At 64.4% G+C, this 23953-nt stretch carries 22 protein-coding genes and 1 pseudogene; 20 read left to right on the forward strand and 3 right to left on the reverse strand.

The window, feature by feature from the left end:
* Positions 1 to 191: 191 nt before the first annotated feature.
* Positions 192 to 401: pseudogene (locus H7J73_RS13115) on the forward strand (IS630 family transposase); the annotation flags it as partial.
* Positions 402 to 417: 16 nt separating this feature from the next.
* On the opposite strand, the gene H7J73_RS13120 reads toward H7J73_RS13115, so the two are convergent.
* Entirely contained in the window at positions 418 to 1362 is a 945-nt protein-coding gene (locus H7J73_RS13120; RefSeq protein WP_264067823.1) for an alpha/beta hydrolase, read from the reverse strand.
* Positions 1363 to 1672: 310 nt separating this feature from the next.
* Positions 1673 to 2560 (reverse strand): LysR substrate-binding domain-containing protein, encoded by an 888-nt coding sequence (locus H7J73_RS13125; RefSeq protein WP_264067824.1) that lies wholly within the window; start codon positions 2558 to 2560, stop codon positions 1673 to 1675.
* 76 nt (positions 2561 to 2636) lie between these two features.
* Between H7J73_RS13125 and H7J73_RS13130 the strand changes: the two genes are divergently transcribed.
* The 3 genes from H7J73_RS13130 to H7J73_RS13140 are packed head-to-tail and all read left to right on the forward strand — an operon-like array spanning position 2637 to position 5236.
* Positions 2637 to 3851 (forward strand): acetyl-CoA C-acetyltransferase, encoded by a 1215-nt coding sequence (locus tag H7J73_RS13130; RefSeq protein WP_264067825.1) that lies wholly within the window; start codon positions 2637 to 2639, stop codon positions 3849 to 3851.
* A gap of 27 nt (positions 3852 to 3878) precedes the next feature.
* Positions 3879 to 4577, forward strand: a complete 699-nt coding sequence (locus H7J73_RS13135; RefSeq protein WP_264067826.1) for a 3-oxoacid CoA-transferase subunit A — start codon at positions 3879 to 3881, stop codon at positions 4575 to 4577.
* Entirely contained in the window at positions 4574 to 5236 is a 663-nt protein-coding gene (locus H7J73_RS13140) for a 3-oxoacid CoA-transferase subunit B (RefSeq protein WP_264067827.1), read from the forward strand. The genes H7J73_RS13135 and H7J73_RS13140 overlap by 4 nt, the downstream gene beginning before the upstream one ends.
* 90 nt (positions 5237 to 5326) lie before the next feature.
* On the opposite strand, the gene H7J73_RS13145 is transcribed toward H7J73_RS13140, so the two are convergent.
* Entirely contained in the window at positions 5327 to 6271 is a 945-nt protein-coding gene (locus H7J73_RS13145) for an NADP-dependent oxidoreductase (RefSeq protein WP_264067828.1), read from the reverse strand.
* A gap of 287 nt (positions 6272 to 6558) precedes the next feature.
* Here H7J73_RS13145 and H7J73_RS13150 point away from each other — a divergent pair, with 287 nt between their 5' ends.
* The 16 genes from H7J73_RS13150 to H7J73_RS13225 all read left to right on the forward strand — a co-directional run bounded on the left by H7J73_RS13150 (position 6559) and on the right by H7J73_RS13225 (position 23885).
* Positions 6559 to 7062 (forward strand): MarR family winged helix-turn-helix transcriptional regulator, encoded by a 504-nt coding sequence (locus tag H7J73_RS13150; RefSeq protein WP_264067829.1) that lies wholly within the window; start codon positions 6559 to 6561, stop codon positions 7060 to 7062.
* Positions 7063 to 7330: 268 nt separating this feature from the next.
* Positions 7331 to 7699, forward strand: a complete 369-nt coding sequence (locus H7J73_RS13155) for an ArsR/SmtB family transcription factor (RefSeq protein WP_264067929.1) — start codon at positions 7331 to 7333, stop codon at positions 7697 to 7699.
* Positions 7700 to 7719: 20 nt separating this feature from the next.
* Entirely contained in the window at positions 7720 to 9336 is a 1617-nt protein-coding gene (locus tag H7J73_RS13160; protein ID WP_264067930.1) for a SulP family inorganic anion transporter, read from the forward strand.
* Between the two features lie 310 nt (positions 9337 to 9646).
* Positions 9647 to 10570: a DUF4344 domain-containing metallopeptidase gene (locus H7J73_RS13165; protein WP_264067830.1), complete on the forward strand. Its 924-nt coding sequence runs from the start codon at positions 9647 to 9649 to the stop codon at positions 10568 to 10570.
* A gap of 169 nt (positions 10571 to 10739) precedes the next feature.
* On the forward strand, positions 10740 to 11594 hold the full coding sequence (locus H7J73_RS13170) for an EamA family transporter (protein WP_264067831.1): 855 nt from the start codon (positions 10740 to 10742) through the stop codon (positions 11592 to 11594).
* A 150-nt stretch (positions 11595 to 11744) separates the two neighbouring features.
* Complete coding sequence (locus H7J73_RS13175; protein ID WP_264067832.1) at positions 11745 to 12125, forward strand: hypothetical protein; 381 nt, start codon at positions 11745 to 11747, stop codon at positions 12123 to 12125.
* A gap of 30 nt (positions 12126 to 12155) precedes the next feature.
* On the forward strand, positions 12156 to 13064 hold the full coding sequence (locus H7J73_RS13180) for an LLM class flavin-dependent oxidoreductase (protein WP_264067833.1): 909 nt from the start codon (positions 12156 to 12158) through the stop codon (positions 13062 to 13064).
* A gap of 136 nt (positions 13065 to 13200) precedes the next feature.
* Positions 13201 to 14415, forward strand: a complete 1215-nt coding sequence (locus H7J73_RS13185) for a CynX/NimT family MFS transporter (RefSeq protein ID WP_264067834.1) — start codon at positions 13201 to 13203, stop codon at positions 14413 to 14415.
* A 131-nt stretch (positions 14416 to 14546) separates the two neighbouring features.
* Positions 14547 to 15437, forward strand: a complete 891-nt coding sequence (locus H7J73_RS13190) for a dihydrodipicolinate synthase family protein (protein ID WP_264067835.1) — start codon at positions 14547 to 14549, stop codon at positions 15435 to 15437.
* Between the two features lie 97 nt (positions 15438 to 15534).
* Positions 15535 to 16587: a proline racemase family protein gene (locus tag H7J73_RS13195; RefSeq protein WP_264067836.1), complete on the forward strand. Its 1053-nt coding sequence runs from the start codon at positions 15535 to 15537 to the stop codon at positions 16585 to 16587.
* 84 nt (positions 16588 to 16671) lie between these two features.
* Positions 16672 to 17364 carry a GntR family transcriptional regulator gene (locus H7J73_RS13200; RefSeq protein ID WP_264067837.1) on the forward strand — a complete coding sequence of 231 codons (693 nt, stop codon included), beginning with the start codon at positions 16672 to 16674 and terminating at the stop codon, positions 17362 to 17364.
* 235 nt (positions 17365 to 17599) lie between these two features.
* Positions 17600 to 19078: an APC family permease gene (locus tag H7J73_RS13205; protein WP_264067838.1), complete on the forward strand. Its 1479-nt coding sequence runs from the start codon at positions 17600 to 17602 to the stop codon at positions 19076 to 19078.
* An 88-nt stretch (positions 19079 to 19166) separates the two neighbouring features.
* A complete protein-coding gene (locus H7J73_RS13210) occupies positions 19167 to 20615 on the forward strand; it encodes an aldehyde dehydrogenase family protein (RefSeq protein ID WP_264067839.1) in 1449 nt (482 codons plus the stop codon).
* Positions 20616 to 20692: 77 nt separating this feature from the next.
* Complete coding sequence (locus H7J73_RS13215; RefSeq protein WP_264067840.1) at positions 20693 to 22225, forward strand: aldehyde dehydrogenase (NADP(+)); 1533 nt, start codon at positions 20693 to 20695, stop codon at positions 22223 to 22225.
* Between the two features lie 41 nt (positions 22226 to 22266).
* Entirely contained in the window at positions 22267 to 23052 is a 786-nt protein-coding gene (locus tag H7J73_RS13220) for an SDR family NAD(P)-dependent oxidoreductase (RefSeq protein ID WP_264067841.1), read from the forward strand.
* Positions 23053 to 23075: 23 nt separating this feature from the next.
* Positions 23076 to 23885 carry an LLM class flavin-dependent oxidoreductase gene (locus H7J73_RS13225; RefSeq protein ID WP_264067842.1) on the forward strand — a complete coding sequence of 270 codons (810 nt, stop codon included), beginning with the start codon at positions 23076 to 23078 and terminating at the stop codon, positions 23883 to 23885.
* The last annotated feature ends 68 nt before the right edge of the window (positions 23886 to 23953 follow it).

Genomic DNA, 23953 nt, shown 5'->3' on the forward strand with positions numbered 1-23953 from the left:
CTGTCCTCCGGACTTCCTGCTGTTCACTACCACGTCGCTGGCGGACTGCTCGCGCAGCGCGTCCCAGTCCTTGGTCCGGGACTACCGCGCCTTGAGCTACCGATCGGTTCCATGTCATCCACGGCGATGTCCTGTGATTCGACTGGTCCGCAAGGAAACTGGCGAACATCCAGCCATCGAGTACGGAATGGCATGTCACGCCTGAACTGAGATCGTCGCTGAACATGGTCGAGGTGTTCTTTTCGATCAGCACCCGCCAACTGATACGGCGGGCCTCATTCGACAGCGTCAAGGAACGGATGGCAGCCATCGCCGCGTTCAGCCGCGGGTGGTATCAACACTGCCACCCGTTCGACTGGACCAAACCAGCCGACGAAGTCCTCCCCCACACTCCTAAATGAACTCAGACGCGGATCGCTAGCTGGTCGGCTGGTCGTGACCCAGAAACTGGGCGAGCTTGTCAGCCATGGCCTGCGACTGGGTGTGGTGGAGATAGTGATCCCCCCGGAGCAGGACCATCTCTGCGCGATCGGACTGCGCAACCTGCTTCTCGTGCAACTCCACCCACCCGGCCACCTCGGCGTTGTCATCGACCACGAAGAGCAACAGCGGCAGGTCCTTCGGGAATGACTGCGCCTGGGCCGCAACGAAGTTGCGGGGCATCTGGTCTGCCTCGCTCGCCAGGTCGGCATTGAACGAATTGCGGAGCGACAGGGAACGCATCTGTTTCTTGGCGTCTTCGGTGAAGGGGCGTCCCTCGTAGGGGTCCGGCATGATCGCAGTGAGAACGCGCATCAGGCCCAGCGACTTGAGAATTCGCAGCTCCTTGACCGGGATCGGCTTATCCATACCGGGTTGGTTCGGCACGCTGGTGTCGATCCCGACGAAGCCGCTCACTTCGCTGCGGTAGGTGTTGACGTAGTCGAGGGCGTAGATGCCGGCGATCGAGTGCCCCATCAGGACATAGCGGTTGACGCCGAGGCGCTGCAGCGCGGTGTGTACCTCGCCCACGATGTTCGCCGTGGTTCGCTCCGTGTCGGAGACGTCGCTGCGACCGTAGCCGAACGGTTCCACCACCACCACCCGGTAGGTGCCCTCGAGTGCTGCGATCATCGGCTCGAAGTCAAGGCCGGGAGCGGCGGTTCCGTAGCCGGGCAGGAGCACCACGGTCTGCGTACCGGAGCCCCGCACCACCACGTTCATCTTCTTGCCGTTAACCGGGACCAGCCGTCCGTACGGCCGCAGGCTCGATGACTCCGACTTGGTGGCCACGACGTCGTAGATCGAGCAGGCTCCGAGCGCAAGCGCGACAACGACGATCAGGGAACCCGCCCCGATGAACACGATCTTGCCCAGCTTCACGGAAATCCTCAGGTCGGGGTGACTTCGATGGGCATGCCGCGGTGACGGCGCCGGTTAACCACCAGGGACGCACCGTGGCTCGACTGATCCCGGGACGGGGTACGTGTCGTCACGACACCCATTTCACTTATCCGAACCATATCCCTGTCGCTATCCCTACCCCTACCCCCACCCCACTTCCCTGGCCGACGGCGATCTAGACGGTATGCTCAGCGAAAGCTCGATACAGATGATCTGCCCCGCCTCTGTTCCAAGCGGTGCCGTCCGGCGGCCCACACTTGAATCGACTCGAAAACCTCAGTGCGCGCGGTTATTCCGCAGCCACGCGGCGCAGGACCGCAAGGACGCGGTCGATCAACGTTGACCGGTCCAGGTCGCGGGTGGCGGCCAGCAGGTCGATGCCGACCGAGCCGGGCCCAAGGGGAACATAGGCGACGGCGGGAATCCCGAGCGCGGCCGTCGGGGATGGCACGACCGCCAGCCCGAGCCCGGCGGCAACCAGTGTCAACAACGTGGAGGTCTCCTCGACGGAGTGACGAATACGCGGGACGAATCCGGCCTCCGCGCACAACCCGGTGACGACCCCGCTCATCGCCGATCGACCGTGGCCGGCATGCACCACGAAGTCGGCGTCGCGGAGGTCGGCGGGGCGTAACTCGGTACTCCCTGCCAATGGGTGATCCGCCGGCAACGCGACCAACAGCCTGTCCCGGCGGATCGCCATCGTCGTCACGCCGGGATGCACGACGGGCGGACGCAGTAGTGCCACGTCGATGGTGCCGGCGAGCAATGCCTCGATCTGGGCCGGTGCCAACATCTCGCCACGAATGCTGACGTTGATTCCCGGGAGCTGGTCCCGCAATTCACGGACAAGCTGCGGGAGTAGGGAATACGTCGCCGACCCCACGCATCCGATGGAGAGGTGGCCGCGCTGCCCGTCGGCCACCAATCGAGCCTGCTCGGCGGCATCGTCGACGGCGCCCAGGATGGTCACGACGTCCTGGAGGTAACGCTGCCCGGCGGGAGTCAGCTCCACCTTGCGCGTGCTGCGTCGGAACAACGTCACGCCCAGTTCGTTCTCCAGTTGCCGAATCTGTTGAGACAGTGGCGGTTGCGCGATATTGAGCCGCTCCGCCGCACGATTGAAGTGAAGCTCCTCGGCGACGGCGCGGAAGTACCGAAGGTGCCGCAGTTCCATATCCAAGACCTTAAAGATATTAATAACAACCGAATGGGTACTTCAGGTTATCCAATTATGCGCCTACGGTCGAGATATGGCTGATGTGGTGATCTGCAACCCGATCCGTACTCCGGTCGGCCGGATGGGTGGCGTCCTGGCGCCGCTCACCGCCGTCGAGCTGGCTTGCCAGACGTTGCGCGCACTCGTCGAGGCAACCGGATTGGGCGAACGTGACGTCGACGATGTCATCCTCGGCAACGGCTACGCCAATGGCGAGGCGCCCGCCATCGGCCGAATCGCCGCCCTGGACGCAGGGCTTGGCGTCGGCGTACCGGGCGTACAGGTCGATCGGCGCTGCGGATCCGGCTTACAGGCAGTGCTGTACGCGGCCGGCCAAATCTCCACTGGGGCAGCTGAACTCGTTATCGCAGGTGGCGCTGAGTCGATGTCCAACGTTGAACACTACGCACTGGGACTGCGCACCGGGGTCCGCCAGGGCGCCGTCACGCTGGTCGACCGCCTCGACCGTGCCCGCGAAACCGCAGGTGGCCACGGGCACCCGATCAGCGGCGGCATGATCGAGACAGCCGAAAACCTGCGTCGCGACTACGGCATCACCCGCGCCGCGCAGGACGATCTCGCCGCCCGCTCACACGAGCGTGCGATCGCCGCGCAGAAAGCGGGTCGGTTCGCCGACGAAATCGTGCCCGTCGCCGTCCCCGGGCGTCGGGGAAAACCCGATGTGGTGATCGACAGTGACGAACACCCGCGTGCCGACATCTCGGCCGCCACGCTCGCTGCCCTGCGCCCGATCCGCTCGACCGCAGATCCGGATTCGACTGTCACCGCAGGCAATGCGTCAGGACAGAACGACGGGGCCGCACTGTGCGTCGTCACCACCCGTGAGCACGCCGCACGCACCGGACTGACGCCGTTGCTGGCATTGCGGTCCTGGGCCGTCACCGGATGCCGGCCCGAGACGATGGGCATCGGCCCCGTCGCCGCCACCTCGGCTGCGCTGCACCGGGCGAACATCACCCTCGACGAGGTCGACCTCATCGAACTCAACGAGGCATTCGCAGCGCAAGTATTGGCCGTGCTCGCAGAGTGGCAGCTCGACCCCCTCGATGACCGTCTCAACCCCAATGGGTCGGGTATCTCGCTTGGGCATCCCATCGGGGCGACGGGCGCAAGAATCCTGGCCACCGCCGCCTACGAAGCGCGCCGTCGCGACGCGCGCTATGTGCTGGAAACCATGTGCATCGGTGGTGGCCAAGGATTGGCCGCGGTATTCCAGACAGTGCGATGACATGACCGACGACGGACGGTGGAACTCGTGAGCCGCACGATCATTCACACCGACGCCCAGCAAGCTGTCGCCGGAATCCAGGACGGGGCAACCATTCTGGTGAGTGGCTTCGGAATGGCGGGCATGCCGACCACACTCATCGACGCCCTGATCGCGCAGGGCGCGTCCGGCCTGACGATCGTGAGCAATAACGCGGGCAACGGCGGTACCGGCCTTGCCGCCCTGTTGGCGAAGCGCCGCGTCGCCAAGGTGATCTGCTCGTTTCCCAGACAAACCGATTCCTACGTCTTCGACGCGCTCTACCGCGCCGGCGAAGTCGACCTCGAAGTGGTCCCCCAGGGCAATCTCGCCGAACGGATCAGGGCCGCAGGCGCCGGAATCGGCGCTTTCTTCTGCCCCACCGGTGTCGGCACACCGCTGGCCGAGGGTAAGGAGAGCCGCACCATCGGCGGCCGCGATTACGTCCTGGAGTACCCCATCCACGGTGACGTCGCACTCGTCGGCGCCCACATTGCCGACCGCGCAGGCAATCTGCTGTATCGCAAGACCGCACGTAACTTCGGCCCGGTGATGGCGACGGCGGCAGCGCTGACCATCGTCGAGGTATCGCGCGTGGTGGGGACCGGCGACATCGATCCCGAAACGGTAGTGACTCCGGGAATTTTCGTCGACCGGGTACTTGATCTGTCGGCGTTGGCCGGCACCCATGCGAAGGCAGACTCATGACCGAGCGTGAACACCTCGACCGTGGGCCACTCGAGCGCCGCGAGATGGCCGCGGTGGTCGCCCGCGACATTCCCCCGGCGTCCTATGTCAATCTCGGGATCGGGCAGCCGACGACTGTCGCCGACTACCTGGCCCCGGACTCGCAGGTCATTCTGCACACCGAAAACGGCATGTTGGGTATGGGACGGGCGGCCGTCGGCGACGAGATCGACCCCGACCTGACCAATGCCGGCAAGCTTCCGGTGACCGAAACACCCGGGGCTTCGTACTTCCACCACGCCGACTCATTCGCGATGATGCGCGGCGGCCACCTCGACGTATGCGTACTCGGGGCGTTCCAGGTCAGTGCGCGCGGCGACCTGGCGAACTGGCACACCGGAGCCCCCGACGCGATACCGGCCGTCGGGGGTGCCATGGATCTGGCAATCGGCGCCAAGAGCGTCTTCGTGATGATGAACCTGTTCGCCAAGGACGGCACGGCCAAATTGGTCACGGACTGCACCTACCCACTCACGGGAAAGCGCTGCGTCAGTCGCGTCTACACCGAGCACGCGGTATTCGATATCGACGCCTCTGGTGACGGACGCGTACACGTACGCCAGACATTCGGCATCAGCGTGGCCGAATTGCGCGAGCGGTTGGACATCGAACTGTCCTAGCCGGTGGCTCTGCGGGTAGCGGTCGCATCCCGCCGACAACAACCACCTGCGCGAAATCGTCTCGGTGGTGACTGTCGTTGCGGGAGAGCGCTACTGGTCGCCTGGCACGAGGATGGTCTTGCCGTGCAGGCGCCCGGCGTCGGACTCGTCGTGCACCGCCGCGGCATCAGCAAGATGGCGTCGATAGGCGACCTCGATGCGCAGCTCTCCGGCATCGACGCGCCTGACGAGTCCGGCGAGTTGAGCGGCGTCGCTGCGAACGAAGACCCGCTGCGTGCGGATCCCTCGTCCGGGGTTCTCCGGGCCGAAAACCATTGTACCGGCATGGAATCCGCCATCGACGAGGAGACCGATCAAGGCCTCGGTCTGCTCGTCGGTGGTACTCACCAAGTTGAGCACCACATCGAACGGCGCTCCGTCGACGGTGATCGGCGACTGTGTGTAGTCGACGTAATCCACGACGCGATCGGCGCCGTAGTCGAGCAGACGGTCTGCGTCACGCGCCTTCGCCGTGGCGGTGACGACAGCTCCGGCGGCCTTGGCCAGTTGAATGGCGTAGCCGCCGACCGCGCCGGAAGCTCCGTTGATGAGGACCGACTGACCACCAGCCAAAGCGGCCACCTCGAATAGAGACTGCCACGCCGTCAACCCTGCCTCTGGCAAGGCTGCGCTATCGGCCAGTGCCACCGACGCCGGGGCGGCAGCCAATGAGTCAGCCGGCGCGAGTGCGTATTCCGCGGCAGCACCATCGGCATCGAGCGGCAGAAACGCCACGACGGCGTCGCCGGAATTCCAGCCAAGCACGCCTACACCGAGCTCGGCAACGGTCCCCGCCACGTCGACGCCGGGAATGTGCGGAAAACCGATCTGGTACACCTGAGCCAGATAGCCGCCGCGGATACCGGCGTCCACCGGGTTGAACGAAGTGGCGGCGACCTTGATCAACACCTGCCCCGGGCCCGGTACCGGTCGCGCGACATCTTCGTATTCGAGCACTTCACTGCCGCCGTAGCGGTGGTATCGGACAGCCCTCATCATTTCCTCCTCGATCATTTGCTTCAAACTTGAAGCAGTTACTTGCGCTACAACTCCCTTCAATGTCGAAGCAATCTCAGCTTTTACCGTGAGCGTGATCACAGCCGTGATATTCATCCCGATGGCTGCGGATCGCACCAACCGCGCCGCGCCGCGCCGCTGCGCGGGGCTCTCGTGATCGCTACGCACGCAAGGTTTTCGAACATCCGTCTACGCCCTCACATGGGTCCAGGATCGAGTCCCAATTACCAGCAGGCACTTCGATGTCGAAGCACTACACTGACCGTATGACCGATGTCCTCAACCCCGCCCAGCTACGGGCCTACTTCGGGTTGATGGAAGTGGTCAGTCTCCTGCAGTACGCGGTGCGAGAGCAGTTGCACGCCGAGGGGGGTCTGAGTTACGTGCAGTTCGAGATCCTCGCGAAACTTGCCCACACGGACCAGCCCTTGACCATGACCGACTTGGCCGACGGTGTGGTGTACAGCCGCTCCGGACTGACCCATCAGGCCGGATTGCTGCAGAAGCAGGGCCTCATCACCCGTTCGGCGTCCCCAGACGACCAGCGCGCCACGGTCGTCCACATCACCGAGGAGGGCCGCGCCCGACTCGACACGGTCTTACCCGGTCACATCCAAGTCGTGCGCGAGTTACTCTTCGACTCCCTCGACGAACGTGACGTTCGCACCCTCGGGGACATGATGGGAAATGCCCGCGATCACATGCGTTCTCGACCGCCCCGTTCCGCCGCACCGCGCAACCGGCACACCGGTACCGCAGTCGAGAAATGACTGCGCCGCGCGATCAGCTGCCGTTCTTCAGCCCCTCTGCCCACTAGAGAGCTGCCCGAGCGCTGCGTTGAATAGCCGGCCCTCTACGCCGGCCTCGGTGCTGCCGAAGCGCTCGCCGTACTCGCCAGCTGACGCCTACTCGGCGGCCATGCAGCACTCATTGCACCGGCAGCAGGAGCGCCCGGTAGCAGAAACCATCAGATCGAGACGTACTATGGATTGATAATTCGTTCAATCCATCATTCGTAAGGTCGCCGCCGTGCCCAACATGTTCCCCAGCGATGCCGTGCGACCGCTATACGAAATCAAGGCGAACCTCTTCAAGGCGTTGGCGCACCCCGCCCGAATTCGCATCCTGGAGATCCTCTCGGCAACAAAGGGCGCCGTGCCGGTCAGCGACATCCTCGCCGACACAGAACTCGAACCCACGCTGCTGTCGCAACACCTGGCAGTACTCAAACGTCACTACGTTGTGGTGGGGCATCGAACGGGGAATGCGGTGCATTACGAACTCGCCCATCCCAATATCTCCGAACTACTCAAACTGGCACGGGTGTTTCTCTCCGACACCCTGGCTGCCCGTAGCGATCAGCTCGACGCAGTGGCATCGCTGCCGCCGCTGGGCGCACCGCAGTGATCGCGGCCACTGCACACAGGTTGGTCCGGTTGCTGCCGCACCGATCCGACTATGCCGGTCTACGAACCTCCTGGCGGCGCGACGTTCTCGCCGGCGTCACCGTCGGTGTCGTCGCCCTTCCCCTGGCGTTGGCTTTCGGGATCAGCTCCGGCGTCGGAGCCGCTGCCGGCCTGGTCACCGCAGTGGTTGCGGGTGTGGTCGCCGCGGTATTCGGTGGATCACGTGTGCAGGTGTCAGGTCCGACGGGCGCGATGGCCGTAGTGCTCGCTCCGGTCGTCGGTCACTACGGATTGAGCAGTATTGCCCTGGTGACCCTCTTAGCCGGGGTACTCGTGATGGCCGCGGGTGCCAGCGGCCTGGGGCGGGCGGTGACATTCATCCCCTGGCCTGTCATCGAGGGGTTCACGCTGGGGATTGCGACTGTCATCTTCTTACAACAGATACCGGCTGCGTTCGGTGAGCCGACCCCCTCGGAAACATCCCCACTCGCGGCAGCATGGCGAGTGTTCCAGCATGCCCACTGGTCCACTGCCGCACCGGCTCTGCTCATCGTGGCCTTGGTTGCGGCCCTGATGATCGGGTTGAGCCGGTTACACCACGCCATTCCCGAGTCACTGGCCGCCATCGTCGCAGCAACGCTGCTGGTGACGGTCATGAACAGCTCGGTCGCCCGGATCGGGCAGCTGCCTTCTCATCTGGCCGCACCGGTGCTGCCGCACGCTGACCTCGGCGCCCTGCGTTCACTGTTGGGTGCCGCCGTTGCCATTGCGGCGCTCGCTGCCATCGAGTCGTTACTCTCGGCGCGAGTGGCGGCGAGCATGTCCCCCACCGGTCCGTACGACCCGGATCGGGAGCTGGTCGGGCAGGGACTTGCGTCCATCGCATCCGGGCTGTTCGGGGGTATGCCCGCGACGGGCGCCATCGCCCGCACCGCAGTCAACGTTCGTTCCGGCGCACGAACCCGACTCTCGGCAATCGTGCACTCGATCGTCCTGTTGGCGGTGGTCTACCTCGCCACCGGGCCGGTAGCAGCCATTCCGCTGGCAGCCCTGGCGGCTGTTCTGATGGTGACCTCGTTTCGGATGATATCGATGAGAACCGCCAGGAACGTCCTGCGCTCGTCGTGGGCAGACGCCTCGATATTTGTCGGCACTGCCTTTGTCACCGTCTGTTTCGACCTGATCGAGGCGGTCGAGATCGGCATACTCGCAGCAGCCGTCTTCGCGCTGCGCGCGGTGGCCCAGCGCAGCGCGGTCACCCGGGAAGAGCTACCGGGACCACAACAGCCTGGCGATGAGCGGATCGCGCTGCTGCGTCTCGACGGCGCGATGTTCTTCGGTGCGGCCGATCGCCTCTCGAGTGCGATCACCGACTATCCACAGGTGTCGGTGGTGATAATCCGCATGTCTTCACTGGGGATGCTGGATGCCACCGGGGCGCACAGCCTCGGTCGGATCACTGCAGAGCTGGAGTCCCGAGGAATCACGGTACTTATCAAGGGAGTTCGTCCCGAACATCTGGCGTTGCTGACGAATGTCGGCGCCACCGAGGCACTCCGTCACGGAAATCATCTGATCGACTCACTCGACGAAGCAGTCGCACACGCCCGTGCGCACGTCGCCAGTCCCAGAACCTAATTCGGCCTCCGCACTCGAGACCAAGGCGCAATCCCATATCTCCCATAACGACGCTGGAACGGCGATAGGAGTAATCGACGAACGGCTGCCGCGCTCTCGATTTGAATGCAACTGTTGACGGAGGCTTCGCGTTGATCTTATGCTGCCCCGCGGGACGTTGTGAACGTATTTAGGCCAAAGACAACCAGGTTGATTCGAATTCCCAGATCCTCGAAAAGGCCTGCCAGTCATCAATAAACGCCGTGCTGAGCGCCTTTAGGTTCGCGACGAAGTTCCAAACTGATATCCGGTAGAGAACGAGGACTCACACGTGGTAAGAGGCGGGCGCGCAGGTGTCGTCGGACTGGCAGTCACACTGGCCGTGGTCGCGAACGGTTGCGGACACCGGGATTCAGCCAGCCAGCCGCAATCCCCCACCAACACTTCGGCATCCGAAGTCGTCTCTCCCGACTTTCCTACGCCGACCAACACGGACGTCAACAGTAACGGCAAACCCGACAGTGATCCCACTGATACCGATTGGCCCGGCAAGATGACCGTGGTCTACGGGGATGCCACCACCCCCGACGCCATTCGCGGCCGGAAGTTCATGCAGGACAACAACTTGCTTCCCCAGTTGGCCGACGACATCAACGAGACGCTCAAACTGCCCTACGACGTGCCGTTGAAAGGCACCCAGTGCGACGAGCCCAATGACTACTGGAGTGCCTCGGATCAAGCGATGATCCTGTGCTACGAGGATATCGCGAACAGCCTCGACATCTATCAGGGATTCGGCGACAAAGATCCCGATGCCGGCACCTTTCATGAGGCATTGGCAGCGTTCTACCACGAGACGGGTCATATGACGATCGACCTCTACGACCTGCCGGCCGTCGGTCGCGAAGAGGACGTTGCCGATCAGGCGTCGGTGTACCTGCTGCTCCGCCCGGGCGACGACGGGAAGATCGATCAGGACAGTGTGGACGCCATCATGGATTCCTCCCGATGGTTCGCAGCGATGAGCACCCTCAACGACGGTGAGGTCGATGACGCGACCCTCGCCGATGTGCACTCACCCAGCCGAGCACGGATGTTCAACATGGTCTGCTGGGCCTACGGCGCCGACCCAGAGGCCACCGGAGATGTTGTCGCACAGAACTTGCTGCCCGCGGACCGCGCCGAGCGCTGCGCGGACGAATACCAGAAGCTAGACCGGGCCTGGAGTACCTTGCTTGGCCCTTACCTCAAGTAGGACCAGCTACCCCGGGATCTCTTCGGCTGCGGCTGCTGCGGACCGACTCGTCGAGTGCGTGACCATGGCGTGCGGCAATATCGTTCATCCTCGCCCGTGGTTTGGCGATCGAAGCGCCGGGCGAACGACGATGACGGGACTATCAGTGCAGCACAGAGGCACACCAACGTTGCCGGCCCTGCTTGCGGTCGCAGCAGCGACCGCGCAAGAATTCGGCGCCGCCTTCGCTGTCGGTTTGTTCGCGTCGTTGGGCGTTGCCGGCACAGTCTTTGCGCGGTTTTTGGTCGCGTCGATCGTGTTGTGTGTGATGGTCCGCCCGCGTATCCACGGACTCGATCGTCGAGCCTTCGGAGCTATCGTCGCACTGGCGGTGACCTTGACGACGATGAATCTTCTTTTTTACGAAGCCCTTTCCCGCATTCCCCTAGGGATCGCAGTCACCGTCGAGATATGTGGGCCGCTGCTGCTATCGGTTTTACTGAATCGCCGCTGGGCCGGCTGGATCTGGGCCTTGGTGGCGTTCTCCGGGGTTGCGCTGCTCGGTCTCGGTGGCGGCCCTCTGCCCGCCGCGAACATGATCGGCCTCGTGCTCGCCGCAGGAGCCGCCGTCAGCTGGGCGGGGTACATCTTGGCCACCGCGCACGCAGGGAAGGTGTTCGCCAATCTCGATGCACTTGCATTGGCGACCGTACTCGGGGCTCTGTTAACCGCCCCCGCAGCGGTGTTGTCGGTCAATCTCGGTGCAGCTCTGCATTGGGAGGTCGCGGGGCTGGTGGTGGTTGTCGGTTTGATGTGTTCGGTCATTCCGTACTCACTCGAACTCATCGCGCTTCGCTCCCTGCCCGCCAGCACGTTCGCGGTACTGACCAGCCTGTCCCCAGCTATCGCGGCCGTCGCCGGATGGCTCATTCTTCGCCAGCAGCTCGGGCTGACCGACTACCTCGCTGTGTCGCTGGTCGTGATCGCCAGTGCTGGCGCAGTCCGATCAACGGCGCCACTGGGCCCCAACCGGAGCATCGATTAAGCGGTTCAATTGCCACAACAGTTGCGCATTGTCGACAATCGACTACGATTGCTCCGACAGCGCGGCTCGCAGCCGCAACTGAACAGGAACCCAGCGCGCAGATTGTGGACTATCAGTGCCACCTAGTGGCCCTGATCTCACAGCGCTTCGATGGACGGGCTGAAAATGATGTGGACCAGGCAGACAACGCACGCGACCGGCTTGCGTCTGGTGACAGCGCCACCCCTCATCGGAGCCTGGTTCGTCGACGCGAGTCGGGACGGCACCGGCACCGCGGCCCCGCGCGTGATGGTGATGTCCAACCGGCGGCTATGGATGCCGCACATGACCGTGTCACAAGGTGGTCGAATCATCGCGACGCGTCGGCTTTTTCAGATTGCTCGTCCCGGGCGACCCATGATCCTGCCCAGCAGCCTCGTGTCCGCCGTCGAATCAGCCGGCGGCGAGGTCTTCATCGGCTTGATGGACAACTCATACATTCCGTTCGATCTTCGCGGATCGGGATTCCATCTGCCACTGTGCGGGCCCTAGTCGTCAACCACAGATTTCAGGAGAACGGTTGTGTCCGAACCCATGACGGCCAACGGCATTCCCGCGCGGGTAGGTGTGGTCTGGCGACCAGATTTCGATCCCCGTGCGTTGGCGGCGTTCGCCGCCGCGGCCGAGCAGAGCGGCGTCGACGAATTGTGGCTGTGGGAGGACTGCTTCTTACAAGGCGGAATTGCCCAGGCGGCGGTCGCGCTGGCACAGACCACATCGTTGGTAGTCGGCGTCGGAGTACTGCCGGCACCCCTGCGCACCGTGGTCGCCACGGCGTTGGAAATCTCGACACTGGCAACCATGTTCCCTGGCCGAGTGCAAGTGGCTATCGGTCACGGCGTGCAGCCGTGGATGCGTCAAGCGGGAATCGCGGTGACGTCGCCACTAACCCTGCTACGCGAATACGTGACAGCTCTCCGGCACCTTCTCGCCGGGCAGACCGTCAGTGTCGCCGGCGACTACATTCGACTCGATGCGGTACGGCTCGAATTCGTCCCCGAAGTCGAGGTTCCCGTGTTCATCGGCGGCGCCGGCCCCAAGACGTTGAAATTGGCGAGCGAAGTCGCTGACGGTGTCCTCCTGGATTGCCAGCAGACCGCGGAGAGCGTGCAAACCGCGCTCGGATACGTCAATCACGGGCGAGACTGCACACGCTTTCGCCAAGTGATGTACCTCGCCTGCGCGCCGGGTGCGAACTCCACCGAGCGGTTGGCCGCGGAGAGCCGACGGTGGAAGGTAACGCCCGCATCCGAATTCGGCGTCGGTGGCTCTGCCAGCGATATCAGCGCCGGTGTCGCGCCCTACTGTGCGGCGGGACTCGACACGATAATCCTCCAACCGATTGGCGACGAGGTTGAGATACCAGAGTTCCTGGAGGCGGTCGGGAGATTCGCCAAGGCGTCGCGTCGGTCCGGGTCTCCGAGCCGGTAGGCAACGCCGCCACGCCCCAGGTAGCAAGGTCCGGTCGCAACGGGCCGCTCCTGGACGGGACTGTGTACCAAGCCAATGGCATTGTTTTGCTACATAATTCGATGACCAGCGGGACCGGCCGGTTGTGAAGTACATCGTGGCCAACACACAGGAACGCACCGCGGGCAGCCACGTCGGCGCGTGGCGTTCGCTTGCGCTGGGGTCCACCGTCGTCGCGATTTCGCTCAATCAGCGCCCGGCCCTGGTCGCCGTCGGACCGCTGACACCCCAGCTGCGCGCCGACACCGGACTGGGCGCCACCGCAGTCAGTGTGCTCACCACACTGCCATTGTTGTGCTTCGGCGTATTTGCGCTGGCCGCTCCTGTGGCCGGAAGACGGTGGGGAATAGACCGCACCTTGACCGGCGCCTTGATCATTCTGCTGGCCGGTATCGGACTTCGAATGTTGCCGAGCGTGCCCGCACTGTTCGTGGGTTCGGCCGTCGCCGGAATCGGGATTGCGGTATCAAACGTCTTGTTACCCAGCCTGATCAAGCGGGACTACCCGTTGCGCACCGGACCGATGATGGGCCTGTACTCACTATGCCTCAACGGCGGCGCGGCGCTGGCCGCCGCAGGCACCGTCCCCTTCGGTTCCGCGCTGAGCCTGAACTGGCGCGTGACCCTGGGGGCATGGGGGCTGATGACCCTGGTTGCACTGGCACTGTGGTTGCCTCGCATATGCACGGCAGGGCACCGGCAGATATCGGCACCGGTCACACGGTTACCGGTCTGGAGATCAAAGCTCGCGTGGGCAGTGTCGTTGTTCATGGCCCTGCAGTCGCTGGTCTACTACGCACTGATTGCGTGGTTGCCGACGCTGCTTACCGACGCCGGGCTGAGCCAGTCCCGGGCCGGGCTGACAGCGTCGATAATGAGCATCGCGGGAACGGCCAGCTCACTACTCATCCCGATCTTTGCGACTCGGAGCACCAACCAGCGCGTCTTCGTCGGCGTGTCCGTGCTGGGTTTCTTGTTCGGCCTCATCGGCCTCCTCCTCGCCCCCAACGGCGCCCCGGTGTTGTGGGTCATCCTGCTGGGCATCGGGCAAGGCGCGGGGATCGGTCTAGCGCTGACACTCTTCGTACTCCGGACCCAGAGCGCCTCTGCGGCCGCTGATCTCTCCGGCATGGCGCAAACGATCGGATACCTGATCGCAGCCGCAGGCCCACTACTGGCGGGCGCCTTGCATGATCTCACCGACAGTTGGAGCGCGACCATTCTCGCGTTGACCCTCGCGCTGGCCGCGCTGCTGGCGACCGGATGGATCGCAGCGGCTAACCGCGTCGTCGAAGACGAACTCCACGACTAAAGGGGCGGCCACCGGCCCACCCGAGGTGGCGAGATACCGCTTTCCTCCGCGCAGCAGCTGTAGTACATTGTCGACAACACACAATAATTTACTTGTGATGTTTCCCCACCAGAACCAGAGGAGATCCCAATATGAGCACGCAGCCTTGGCACGGCGTGGTGGTGGCGAGCGCGCTACCGTTCAACGCTGACCAGTCGGTCGATTTCGGTGCATTCGCCGACCACGTCCGCTGGTTGGCCGAAAACGGTTGCCAGGGAGTTACCCCCAACGGTTCGCTCGGCGAGTACTCGTGCCTGACCGTCGAGGAACGAGCCAAGGTTGTCGAGGTCGCCGTCGAAGCCGCACCAGAGGGATTCAGTGTGGTCCCCGGCACCGGCGCCTACGGATCGCGCGAGGCCACGTTCTGGGCCAAGCAGGCCAAGGACGCCGGCGCCGACGCGCTGCTGTCGCTGCCACCGAACGCCTACCGGGCCGACGACGATATCGTGTTCGCCCACTACGAAGAGGTCGCCTCAGCCGGCCTGCCGGTCGTGGCGTACAACAACCCTCTCGACACCAAGGTCGATCTATCTCCGGCGTTGTTGGCTCGGCTGCACTCCGCCGGCCTGATCGTTGCCGTCAAAGAATTCTCCGGTGACGTGCGTAGGATCTACGAAATCCAAGAACTGGCACCAGAACTCGACGTGCTTGTCGGTACCGACGACGTCGTGCTCGAACTCGCGCTGGCCGGAGCGAAGGGCTGGATCGCCGGATATCCCAACGCGCTCCCAACCGCATCTGTGCGACTGTGGGAGCTCGCGGTGGCCAAGGATCTGGATAAGGCACTCCCGATGTACCGCGACTTGCACTCGCTGTTGCGCTGGGACTCCAAGCCCGCCTTTGTTCAAGCCATCAAGCTGTCGATGGACGTCGCCGGCCTCCGCGGTGGTTCGTGCCGTCCCCCGCGGCTGGCACTGCCCGCCGACGTCGCCGCCGCGGTGCGCAAAGATACCGAGAAGGCGCTGGCCAACGGCTACCGCTGATCACACGTTAGACCCGTTGGAGGCTGCCGTCTTCACGTTGGCCTTCAACGGTTTTCGTGCCACTCAACCACGAAGCTAGATAGAGCGGAGTCATCTCATGCGGTTCAGCAATATGGTCGATGTCGTTGGCTGCCACGCCGAAGGCGAGATCGGCAACGTCGTCGTAGGGGGGATCGGCAATGTCCCGGGGCACACGATGCTCGACAAGCGCAACTATCTGCAGGACCACCGCGACGATCTACGTCAGCGGCTGCTGCATGAACCTCGCGGCAATGTGGTCCGCTCCACGAACGTCGTCCTACCCTCAAACAATCCCGCCGCCGCAATGGGCTACGTCATCATGGAGTCCACCGAATATCCGGTGATGTCGGGCAGCAACACGATCTGCGTAGCAACCGTGTTGCTCGAGACCGGGATGGTGCCGATGACCGAGCCGGTCACCACCTTGACCCTCGAATCGCCCGCCGGCCTGATCGACCTGGAGTGCACCTGCCGCGACGGCAAGGTCACCAGCGTCCGATTCGTCAACCAGCCGGCATTCGTCTACCACCTCGACGCCCCCATCGAAGTGCCGGGCTACGGCACAGTCATCGTCGATGTCGCGTGGGGTGGCATGGCCTACGTCTTGGTCGACGCCGCCAGTGTCGGATTCGCGCTCGAACCGTCGGAGGCCCGCGACCTGTGCGTCGTCGGGCAACAAATCAAGACCTCGGCCGCCGAACAGTTGTCGGCGGTACATCCGGAGAATCCCGAGTTTCCCGGCATTACCCAAACCGAGTTCACCACTCCCCTGCAGCGCATCGACGGCGCGTTGACGGCCCGCAACGCAGTCATCGTCTCGCCGGGGCGCATCGATCGTTCCGCCTGCGGCACAGGAACTTCGGCTCGTCTGGCAGCCATTCACGCGCGCGGTCAGATCAAACCCGGCGAGCACTTCATCCATCGTTCGATCCTGGACACCCACTTTGACGGAGTCATCGAGAGCGTGACCACTGTCGGAGGCGTGCCGGCCATCGTGCCCAGCATCGCCGGACAGGCTTGGATCACCGACTTCAGTAAGGTCGGGGTGGACCCGAGCGATCCGTTCCCGACCGGCTTCACTCTCTCGGACACCTGGTTGGGCCCCCAAGCGGGCTCCGCCACGTCCTGAATCTCCTCACTGTGTCGGCGAGTGGAACCGCGCATGGCCGGAGGCGCGGTGTATTGTCGACTAGATCCCACAGAGGGGAAAGACGTGGCTACCTTCGTCCCGCTGGCACACCAAAAAGCGCCGACCGCGGTTCTTGCTCAGATCAGACAGGCGATTCTGTCCGGCGGTCTGCCTGCGGGATCGCAGTTGCGTGAGGCGCACATCGCCGAGGAGATGGGGATCAGTCGCTCTCCGGTGCGAGAGGCGTTGAGTCGCCTCGAGGAGGAGGGCCTGGTCGAAAAGGTGCCGTTCAAGGGCGCCTACGTCGCGTCGGTGTCCCCGGAGACGATCGCCGAGATCGCAGCCATTCGCGCGCTGATTGAACCGTACGCGGTGACGCAGGCGTTGCCGCGACTCGGCGATGCCGATTGGAAGCAACTACGCAAACTACTGGAGCAGCTCGACCGCGCATCCGGGCGTGATCTGGTGTCTGCTATCGAGAAGCACCTCGCGTTCCACCGCTACTTCTACGAGAAGTCGGGCAATGCAACCCTTCTCGCCTTGTGGCAAGACTGGGAATTGAAGCTGCGCCTGTTCTTCATCTTTGATCACGAGGCCTTCCAGTCAGCTCAAGACGTCGCCGGCGTGCACGAGGAACTCATCGCCGTGATCGAGACCGGCGACCACGACCGCATCCGCGAGGCCTTCGGCCACCACGTGCACTTTGCGCCCGGAGTCGAGGTCGGCAACCCGTTGCAGGACGCGGCACTCGGTTCGCAGATTGGCCGCACCACGTAGTCGATTCGCCTCCCCGATGATGCCAGGGCCCGCCCACGAGCGCCATCGGGGATTTGTCGTGTTGTGGCTGTTCATCACCCTTTTTTGGGCGGTACCCACTCGCTGAAATCTCTGTGTCCAAGATCGCATTTGGGTATTGCACACCCTTGAGCGATGGCATATTGTCGACAACGCACAATGAACCACGGGCTTGAACCGCACTGTCCAGACCGTCCGACTCAGAAGCGAAGAGACCATGACAATTGACAATCCCCCGCCCGTCACCGCGGGCAACGGTGAATCGTTGGCCGACATTGCGGCCAACGATGAAAGCCATCTGCGGAAGTACGGCTACAAGCAGGAACTCAATCGAGCACTCGGCCTGTTCTCGTCCTTCGGCGTGCAGTTCACCTCGATCTCGGTGGGCTCGGTGGTGTTCACCACGATCGTTGTCGGCTTCGGTTTCTTCGGTCCGGCGTCATTCTGGCCATTCATCATCGGCGGCGCGCTACAGGTATTCGGCGTGGGATTGGCTGTGGCTCAGCTGGTCTCAGCCTTTCCGCTTTCCGGCGGGGTCTACCAGATCATCAGTCGCCTGGCCCCCAAACAGCAATGGCTGGCCTGGCAGGGCGGCTGGTGGCTCGTTGTCGCCCACACCGTGGCCGTGGCCGCGCTATCGGTGAGCATGGTGCCGTTCATCGCAGGCTGGTTCGGCTTCGGAGAGCTCTCCGGTACCCAGATCACCATGGCCGCCATCGGCATCATCATTCTGGTCACCCTGGTCAACATCGCCGGCGTCAAGGCGGCCGCCCTGCTCAACAACATCGGCGTGGTCGCCGAAGCAGCAATCATCATCATGGTCATCGTCGCGCTCGTGGTCGCCAAGTACGACCGAGCACCGGCGTCAGTGCTGTTCGACACCGCCGGCACCGTCGGGCCCGGTGGGAACGTCGCCTGGATCGGCTTTCTGTTCGCGATGATCCTGCCCGCCTATACGATCTCTAGCTTCGACGCCACTGGAAACGCGGCCGAGGAGACCAAGAACGCCGCCCGCAACGCCGCGTGGGGAACCGTGCTGGCCAATACCGCGGCCGTCATCGGCGGCACCATCTTCTTCTACCTGCTGGTGCGAGCAATCCCCGACGTCGGCGCGGTGATGGCCAGCCCCACCCCCGTCAAGCTGATCCTGGACTCGGCGGTGGGCAGCACGCTGACCACCGTCTTTGAGGCCGTCGCCATCGTCGCGCTGATGGCATGCATCGCCATGCTGCAGCTGACTGCGGTCCGTGTGGTCTGGTCCCAGGCCCGTGACCGCCAGATGCCGGCGGCACACTGGCTGCACAAGCTCAACGGCAACCGCATTCCCATGAACGCGACCTTCGTGGTCACCCTCATCTCGATCGCTGTGTGCTGCTGGTCCTCACTGCTGAGCGTGCTATCGGCCATGACGGCACTCGCCTGGGCGCTGGCCTACGGTGTGGTCGTCGCGGTCGGCTTCGTTGCGGTACTCCGCAAGAAGCTGCCTGACCATCCCTTCAACCTCAAAGCCGCTTCACCCGTGGTGTTCGCCATCGCGATCATCTGGTCGATCGTGCTGTGCGTCATCTTGGTGTGGTCGGATTGGCTGCGGGTCGGAGTCGGCATGCTGGTAGCCATCGCGATCGGATTCGGCATCTACGCACTCATCCCCTCGGCGCACCGCGGCAAGCTGGAACGCGAAGGTATCCACAACTGAATGGTGCAGGGTGGTGCCGGCCCCGCGCCGATACCACCCTGCACAGGTTCACATCACCACGCCACACCACCGAAGAGTAGGAAGCACCATGGCATTCACCGCCCCCACCGTGCCCACCGTCGCCAACCTGATCGATGGCCAGTGGGTCGACGGTTCCGGCACCGACACTCTGACCGTTCTCAACCCGGGCACCGGTCAGGTACTGACGTCGTTCAGGTCCTCCACTGCCGAGGACGTCGATCGCGCAGTGGCCGCTGCCCGCGCCGCACAACCGGGGTGGGCAGCTCTCTCAGCTCGTCAGCGATCTGAGGCGTTGCACGCTATTTCCGTTGAATTCGCCAGTCGCCTCAGCGAATTCATCGGCTTGGAAGTACTCGACGCCGGCAAACCGCTGACCGCAGCCACCGAGGAAGAACTGCCCGACATCGCCGATTCGGTGCGCCACTTCGCCGGCGCCGCCCGTGTGCTCAGCGGCCAGGCGGCCGGCGAATACGTCGCCGGCACAACGACCTTCATCCGCCGCGAGCCCCTCGGCGTCGTCGCCGGTGTCACGCCGTGGAACTACCCATTGTGGCAGGCGGTGTGGAAGATCATGCCTTCCCTGGCCGCCGGCAACACCGTGGTCATCAAACCGGCCGAGATCACGCCACTGTCGACCGTCGCATTCGCCGCCTTGGCCCAGCAGCATCTGCCGGCCGGGGTGCTCAACATCGTCAACGGCCAAGGGAGCGTGGTGGGTGCTGCTTTGGCCGGCCACCCGGGCGTCGACCTGGTGTCCTTCACCGGGTCGACGGCCACCGGCCGCAATATCGCCGCGGCGGCCGCGCAGAACCCCAACCGGGCGATTCTCGAACTCGGCGGCAACGCGCCCGTCATCGTGTTCGACGACGTGGATATCGACTCGGCCGCGGAGAGCATCGTCGGTGCCGCCCTCTACAACGCCGGCCAGGAATGCATGGCCGCCACCCGGCTCATCATCGCCGACACCGTCGCCGACCGGTTCCTCGAAGCCGTCGTCGACAACCTCAAGAAGGTGACACTGGGCGACCCGACCGACGAGCACACGACCCTGGGACCGTTGATCTCGGCCGAGCAACTCGACCGCGTCGAGAAGCTCATCGCCAACCGGCCCACCTCCTCGACGGTTCTCTGCGGCGGCAACCGGCCTGACCGGCCGGGCTTCTACTTGGAGCCCACGCTCATCAGCGGCCTGAGCCAAGATGACGACCTCATTCAGCAGGAGATCTTCGGTCCGGTCATGACCGCGCAGACCTTTTCCGACGAGTCCGAAGCGGTTGCCCTGGCCAACGGCGTGGACTTCGGCCTGGCCGGATCCGTCTGGACCCGCGATATCGGCCGTGGTATGCGCGTGGTCAACGCCCTCAACTACGGCAACGTCTGGATCAACAACCACCTCGTCGTTGCGCCCGACCTGCCGATCGGCGGCTTCAACTCGTCCGGCTACGGCAAAGAGGGTGGACAGCTGGGCATCGAAGAGTTCACCCGCGTCAAACAGATCGGCATCAGCCTCACCTGATCCGCAGCTGCTCATCGCGGCCCGCCCAGACTCAGCATGGGCGGGCCGCGCCGACTTGCCAACCGAAAGGCACGATCATGACCCGCATCGCCGGCGTCGATCCCCGTACCGCTGCGACGCTTCCGGCGGTCGTCGAAGCAACACCCGATCACCAGGTCGACACCATCGCCGAGATCGCCGCAGCCGCTGCCGCAGGCCTCGAGGCCATGGGCCGTCATGGGCGCGGTGAACTACTCGACGCCATGGCCGACGCCACTGAGCGCCACCGCGACGAACTTGTCAAGACCGCGGCGCTCGAAACCGGCTTCGCCGTAGGCAAACTCGACGGCGAACTAACCCGCGCCGTGTATCAGCTTCGGTTCTTCGCCGACGTACTTCGCGACGGCAGCTACCTCGAAGCCACGATCGACCGCGCCGGTGCCAGTGCGATGGGGCCGCGGCCGGACCTGCGGAGGATGCTGGTCCCGATCGGCCCGGTCGCGGTCTTCGGAGCCAGCAACTTCCCCTTCGCATTCTCGGTACTCGGCGGAGACACCGCCTCCGCTCTGGCTGCCGGCAGCCCGGTGGTGGTCAAGGCACACGACTCTCATCCGGCCACCTCCAAACTGTCGTTGGACGTGCTGGCCGCGACTGCCGTCCAGACCGCGGCACCCGAGGGAGTGATCGGCGCCGTGTACGGACGCAGTGCCGCCGTCCACCTGGTGGCACATCCCGCTATCCGGGCCGTCGGCTTCACCGGCTCACTCAGCGGTGGAAAAGCCTTGCTGGACATCATCAATCGGCGCGCCGACCCGATACCGTTCTACGGTGAGCTGAGCAGCCTCAACCCGGTGATCGTCACGCCGGCGGCCGCCGCGGAACGCGGCGAGACGATCGGCACCGAGCTGGCCGCCTCGTTCACGCTCGGAGCCGGTCAGCTGTGCACTAAGCCCGGCCTGGTGCTCGTTCCCGACAACGCCGACGGCGACGCCCTGGCCTACGCGGTGCGTAACGCACTGACCGACGTGGCCGCCGCCCCCCTGCTCAACGAGCGCATCTTCAACAGCTACCGCAGCGAAACCCGCGACCTGCGGGAGCAGCAACACCTCAGCATCCTTGGTGACCCTCGCGACGGGTCTACCCACGCCGGTTTCACCGTCGAGCCCATCGCCTTCGAGACCAACGTGGCGAATCTGCACCGAGATCTCGTCACTGAGATCTTCGGCCCGGTAACCGTGATCGTGCGGTACCCCGCCGGCGACGTCGAAGCAGCCACCCGCTCGACGATGGAGCTGCTGCCACACTCGCTGACGGCCACCATCCACCATGGCGCGGACGAGGACACCCTGCTAGCCCAGCTCACCGAAATCGCGCGACCGACAGCCGGGCGCATCGTCTACAACGGTTTTCCCACCGGAGTCGCGGTGTCGTGGGCTCAGACGCACGGCGGACCGTGGCCGGCGACGAATTCGTTGCACACATCGGTCGGCGCCACGGCGATCCGCCGGTTCCTGCGCCCGGTGACCTACCAGAACGCGCCGGAATCAGTACTGCCCGAGGAACTACACGACAGCTTCGGCGCAGTGGCACGCAGGCTTGACGGCGTGCTGGTACTGCCGACTGAACGATGACCGTCGAAGCCGAGCAGCCCTGCACCCCCAACGAGTGAAAGATGTTTCCCGCCATGGTCTTACCCGTCACAATTGTCACTGGAGCATCGTCCGGTATCGGCGCCGCCACTGCGCACCTGCTCGCCCAGCGTGGACATGCAGTCGCGCTGTTGGCCCGCGACGAGGTGGCGCTGCGAGAAGTCGCGGCGGCCCTTCCCGATGGCTCGACATCCTTGGTGCGCCCCTGCGACGTGACTGATCCCGAACAGGTCACCGCGGCAGTCGGGGCCGTCGTGGACGAACTGGGAACGCCGTTCGGATTGATCAACGCCGCGGGTGTCTGCGCTCCCGGACCGCTGTCGGACATCACAACCGACAGCTGGCACACCACGCTGGCCGTCAACCTCACCGGCACCTTCCTCATGTGCCAGGCCGTAGTCGCAGCCAGGCGCGCGTCCACGGAAGTAGGCAGCATCGTCAACCTCGGCTCGGAAGCCGCATCCATCGGGATGCCGCACTACTCGGCGTACTGCGCGAGTAAGGCCGGCGTGCTAGGACTCACTCGTGCCCTCGCCGCGGAGCTGGCCCCCCGGGTGCGGGTCAACGCCCTGTGCCCAGGACCAGTCGATACCCCGATGCTGCGCAGCGAGCTTGCGTTGTCCGACGATCTCGACCAGGCCTACAAGGCCGAGATTGCCCGTGTTCCGCTGCGCGCCATTGCGAGCGCCGCCGAGGTTGGCGACGCTGCGGTGTGGCTGCTACACGCCGGCACCGCCACGGGCACTGCGCTCGCGCTCGACGGCGGAACCACGGTGGCGTGCTACGGCGCCGCGCCACATCAGCACTAGCCGACCGCGGGCAGGAGGCGATCATGTCACTCAAGCAGGCACTCAACGTACCCAACGTCGGAAACCCAAACGCCATAGTCGAATTGGCGATGCAGGCCGAAGCCGCGGGGTGGGACGGGTTCTTCGTCTGGGACACCCTGCAGACCGATGCGTCTCAGCGCGTCGACGTACTGGACCCCGCCGCGACCCTCTCGGCAATTGCTGTGTCGACCTCGAAGATCGCACTCGGCCCGATGGTCGTCGCGCTCCCCCGTCGCCGCCCCTGGAAGGTGGCCAAGGAGATCATCACCATCGATCATCTCTCTGGCGGTCGAGTCCTCGCCGGGTTCGGCCTGGGCGCCCCGCCAAAGGAGGAGTTCGGCGATTTTGGTGAACCGACCGACCTCCGGGCACGCGCCGAACTACTCGACGAGGGCCTGACAATCATCGACGCGATGTTCACAGGTGAAACACTTGATCACGTCGGACCCGCGTTCACGGTACACGCGCACCTGAGCCCAAGGGGCTATCAACGGCCGCGGCCGCCGATCTGGGTGGCCTCCATCGGCACCAACCGTGGCCCAGTGGCCCGGGCACGGCGATGGGACGGAGTCTTTGCTCTTACCAAGGACTCTCAAGGACTTACCCCCGCAGACGTACACGCGTGGAGAGGCAGACTCGACCGTGAGGACGACTACGTCATCGCCACCGCCGCCCGCCCCGGAATCCACTCCCGCGACCTGGAGGCCGCCGGGCTGAACTGGCGGGTAAGTGAACCGCCACGCCTTCACAACGACTGGATTACCGACCTGCGTCCGCTCGTGCTCGCCGGACCGGATGCGTCGGACTTCTGAGCCGAAACTGTGCCTCGGCGGGCTCAGTGCCGCGGATCCCACCCCACGACACTGAGCCCGCCGAGCTC

It is taken from the genome of Mycolicibacterium komossense (assembly GCF_025822605.1).
GTDB classification, from domain to species: Bacteria; Actinomycetota; Actinomycetes; order Mycobacteriales; family Mycobacteriaceae; genus Mycobacterium; species Mycobacterium komossense.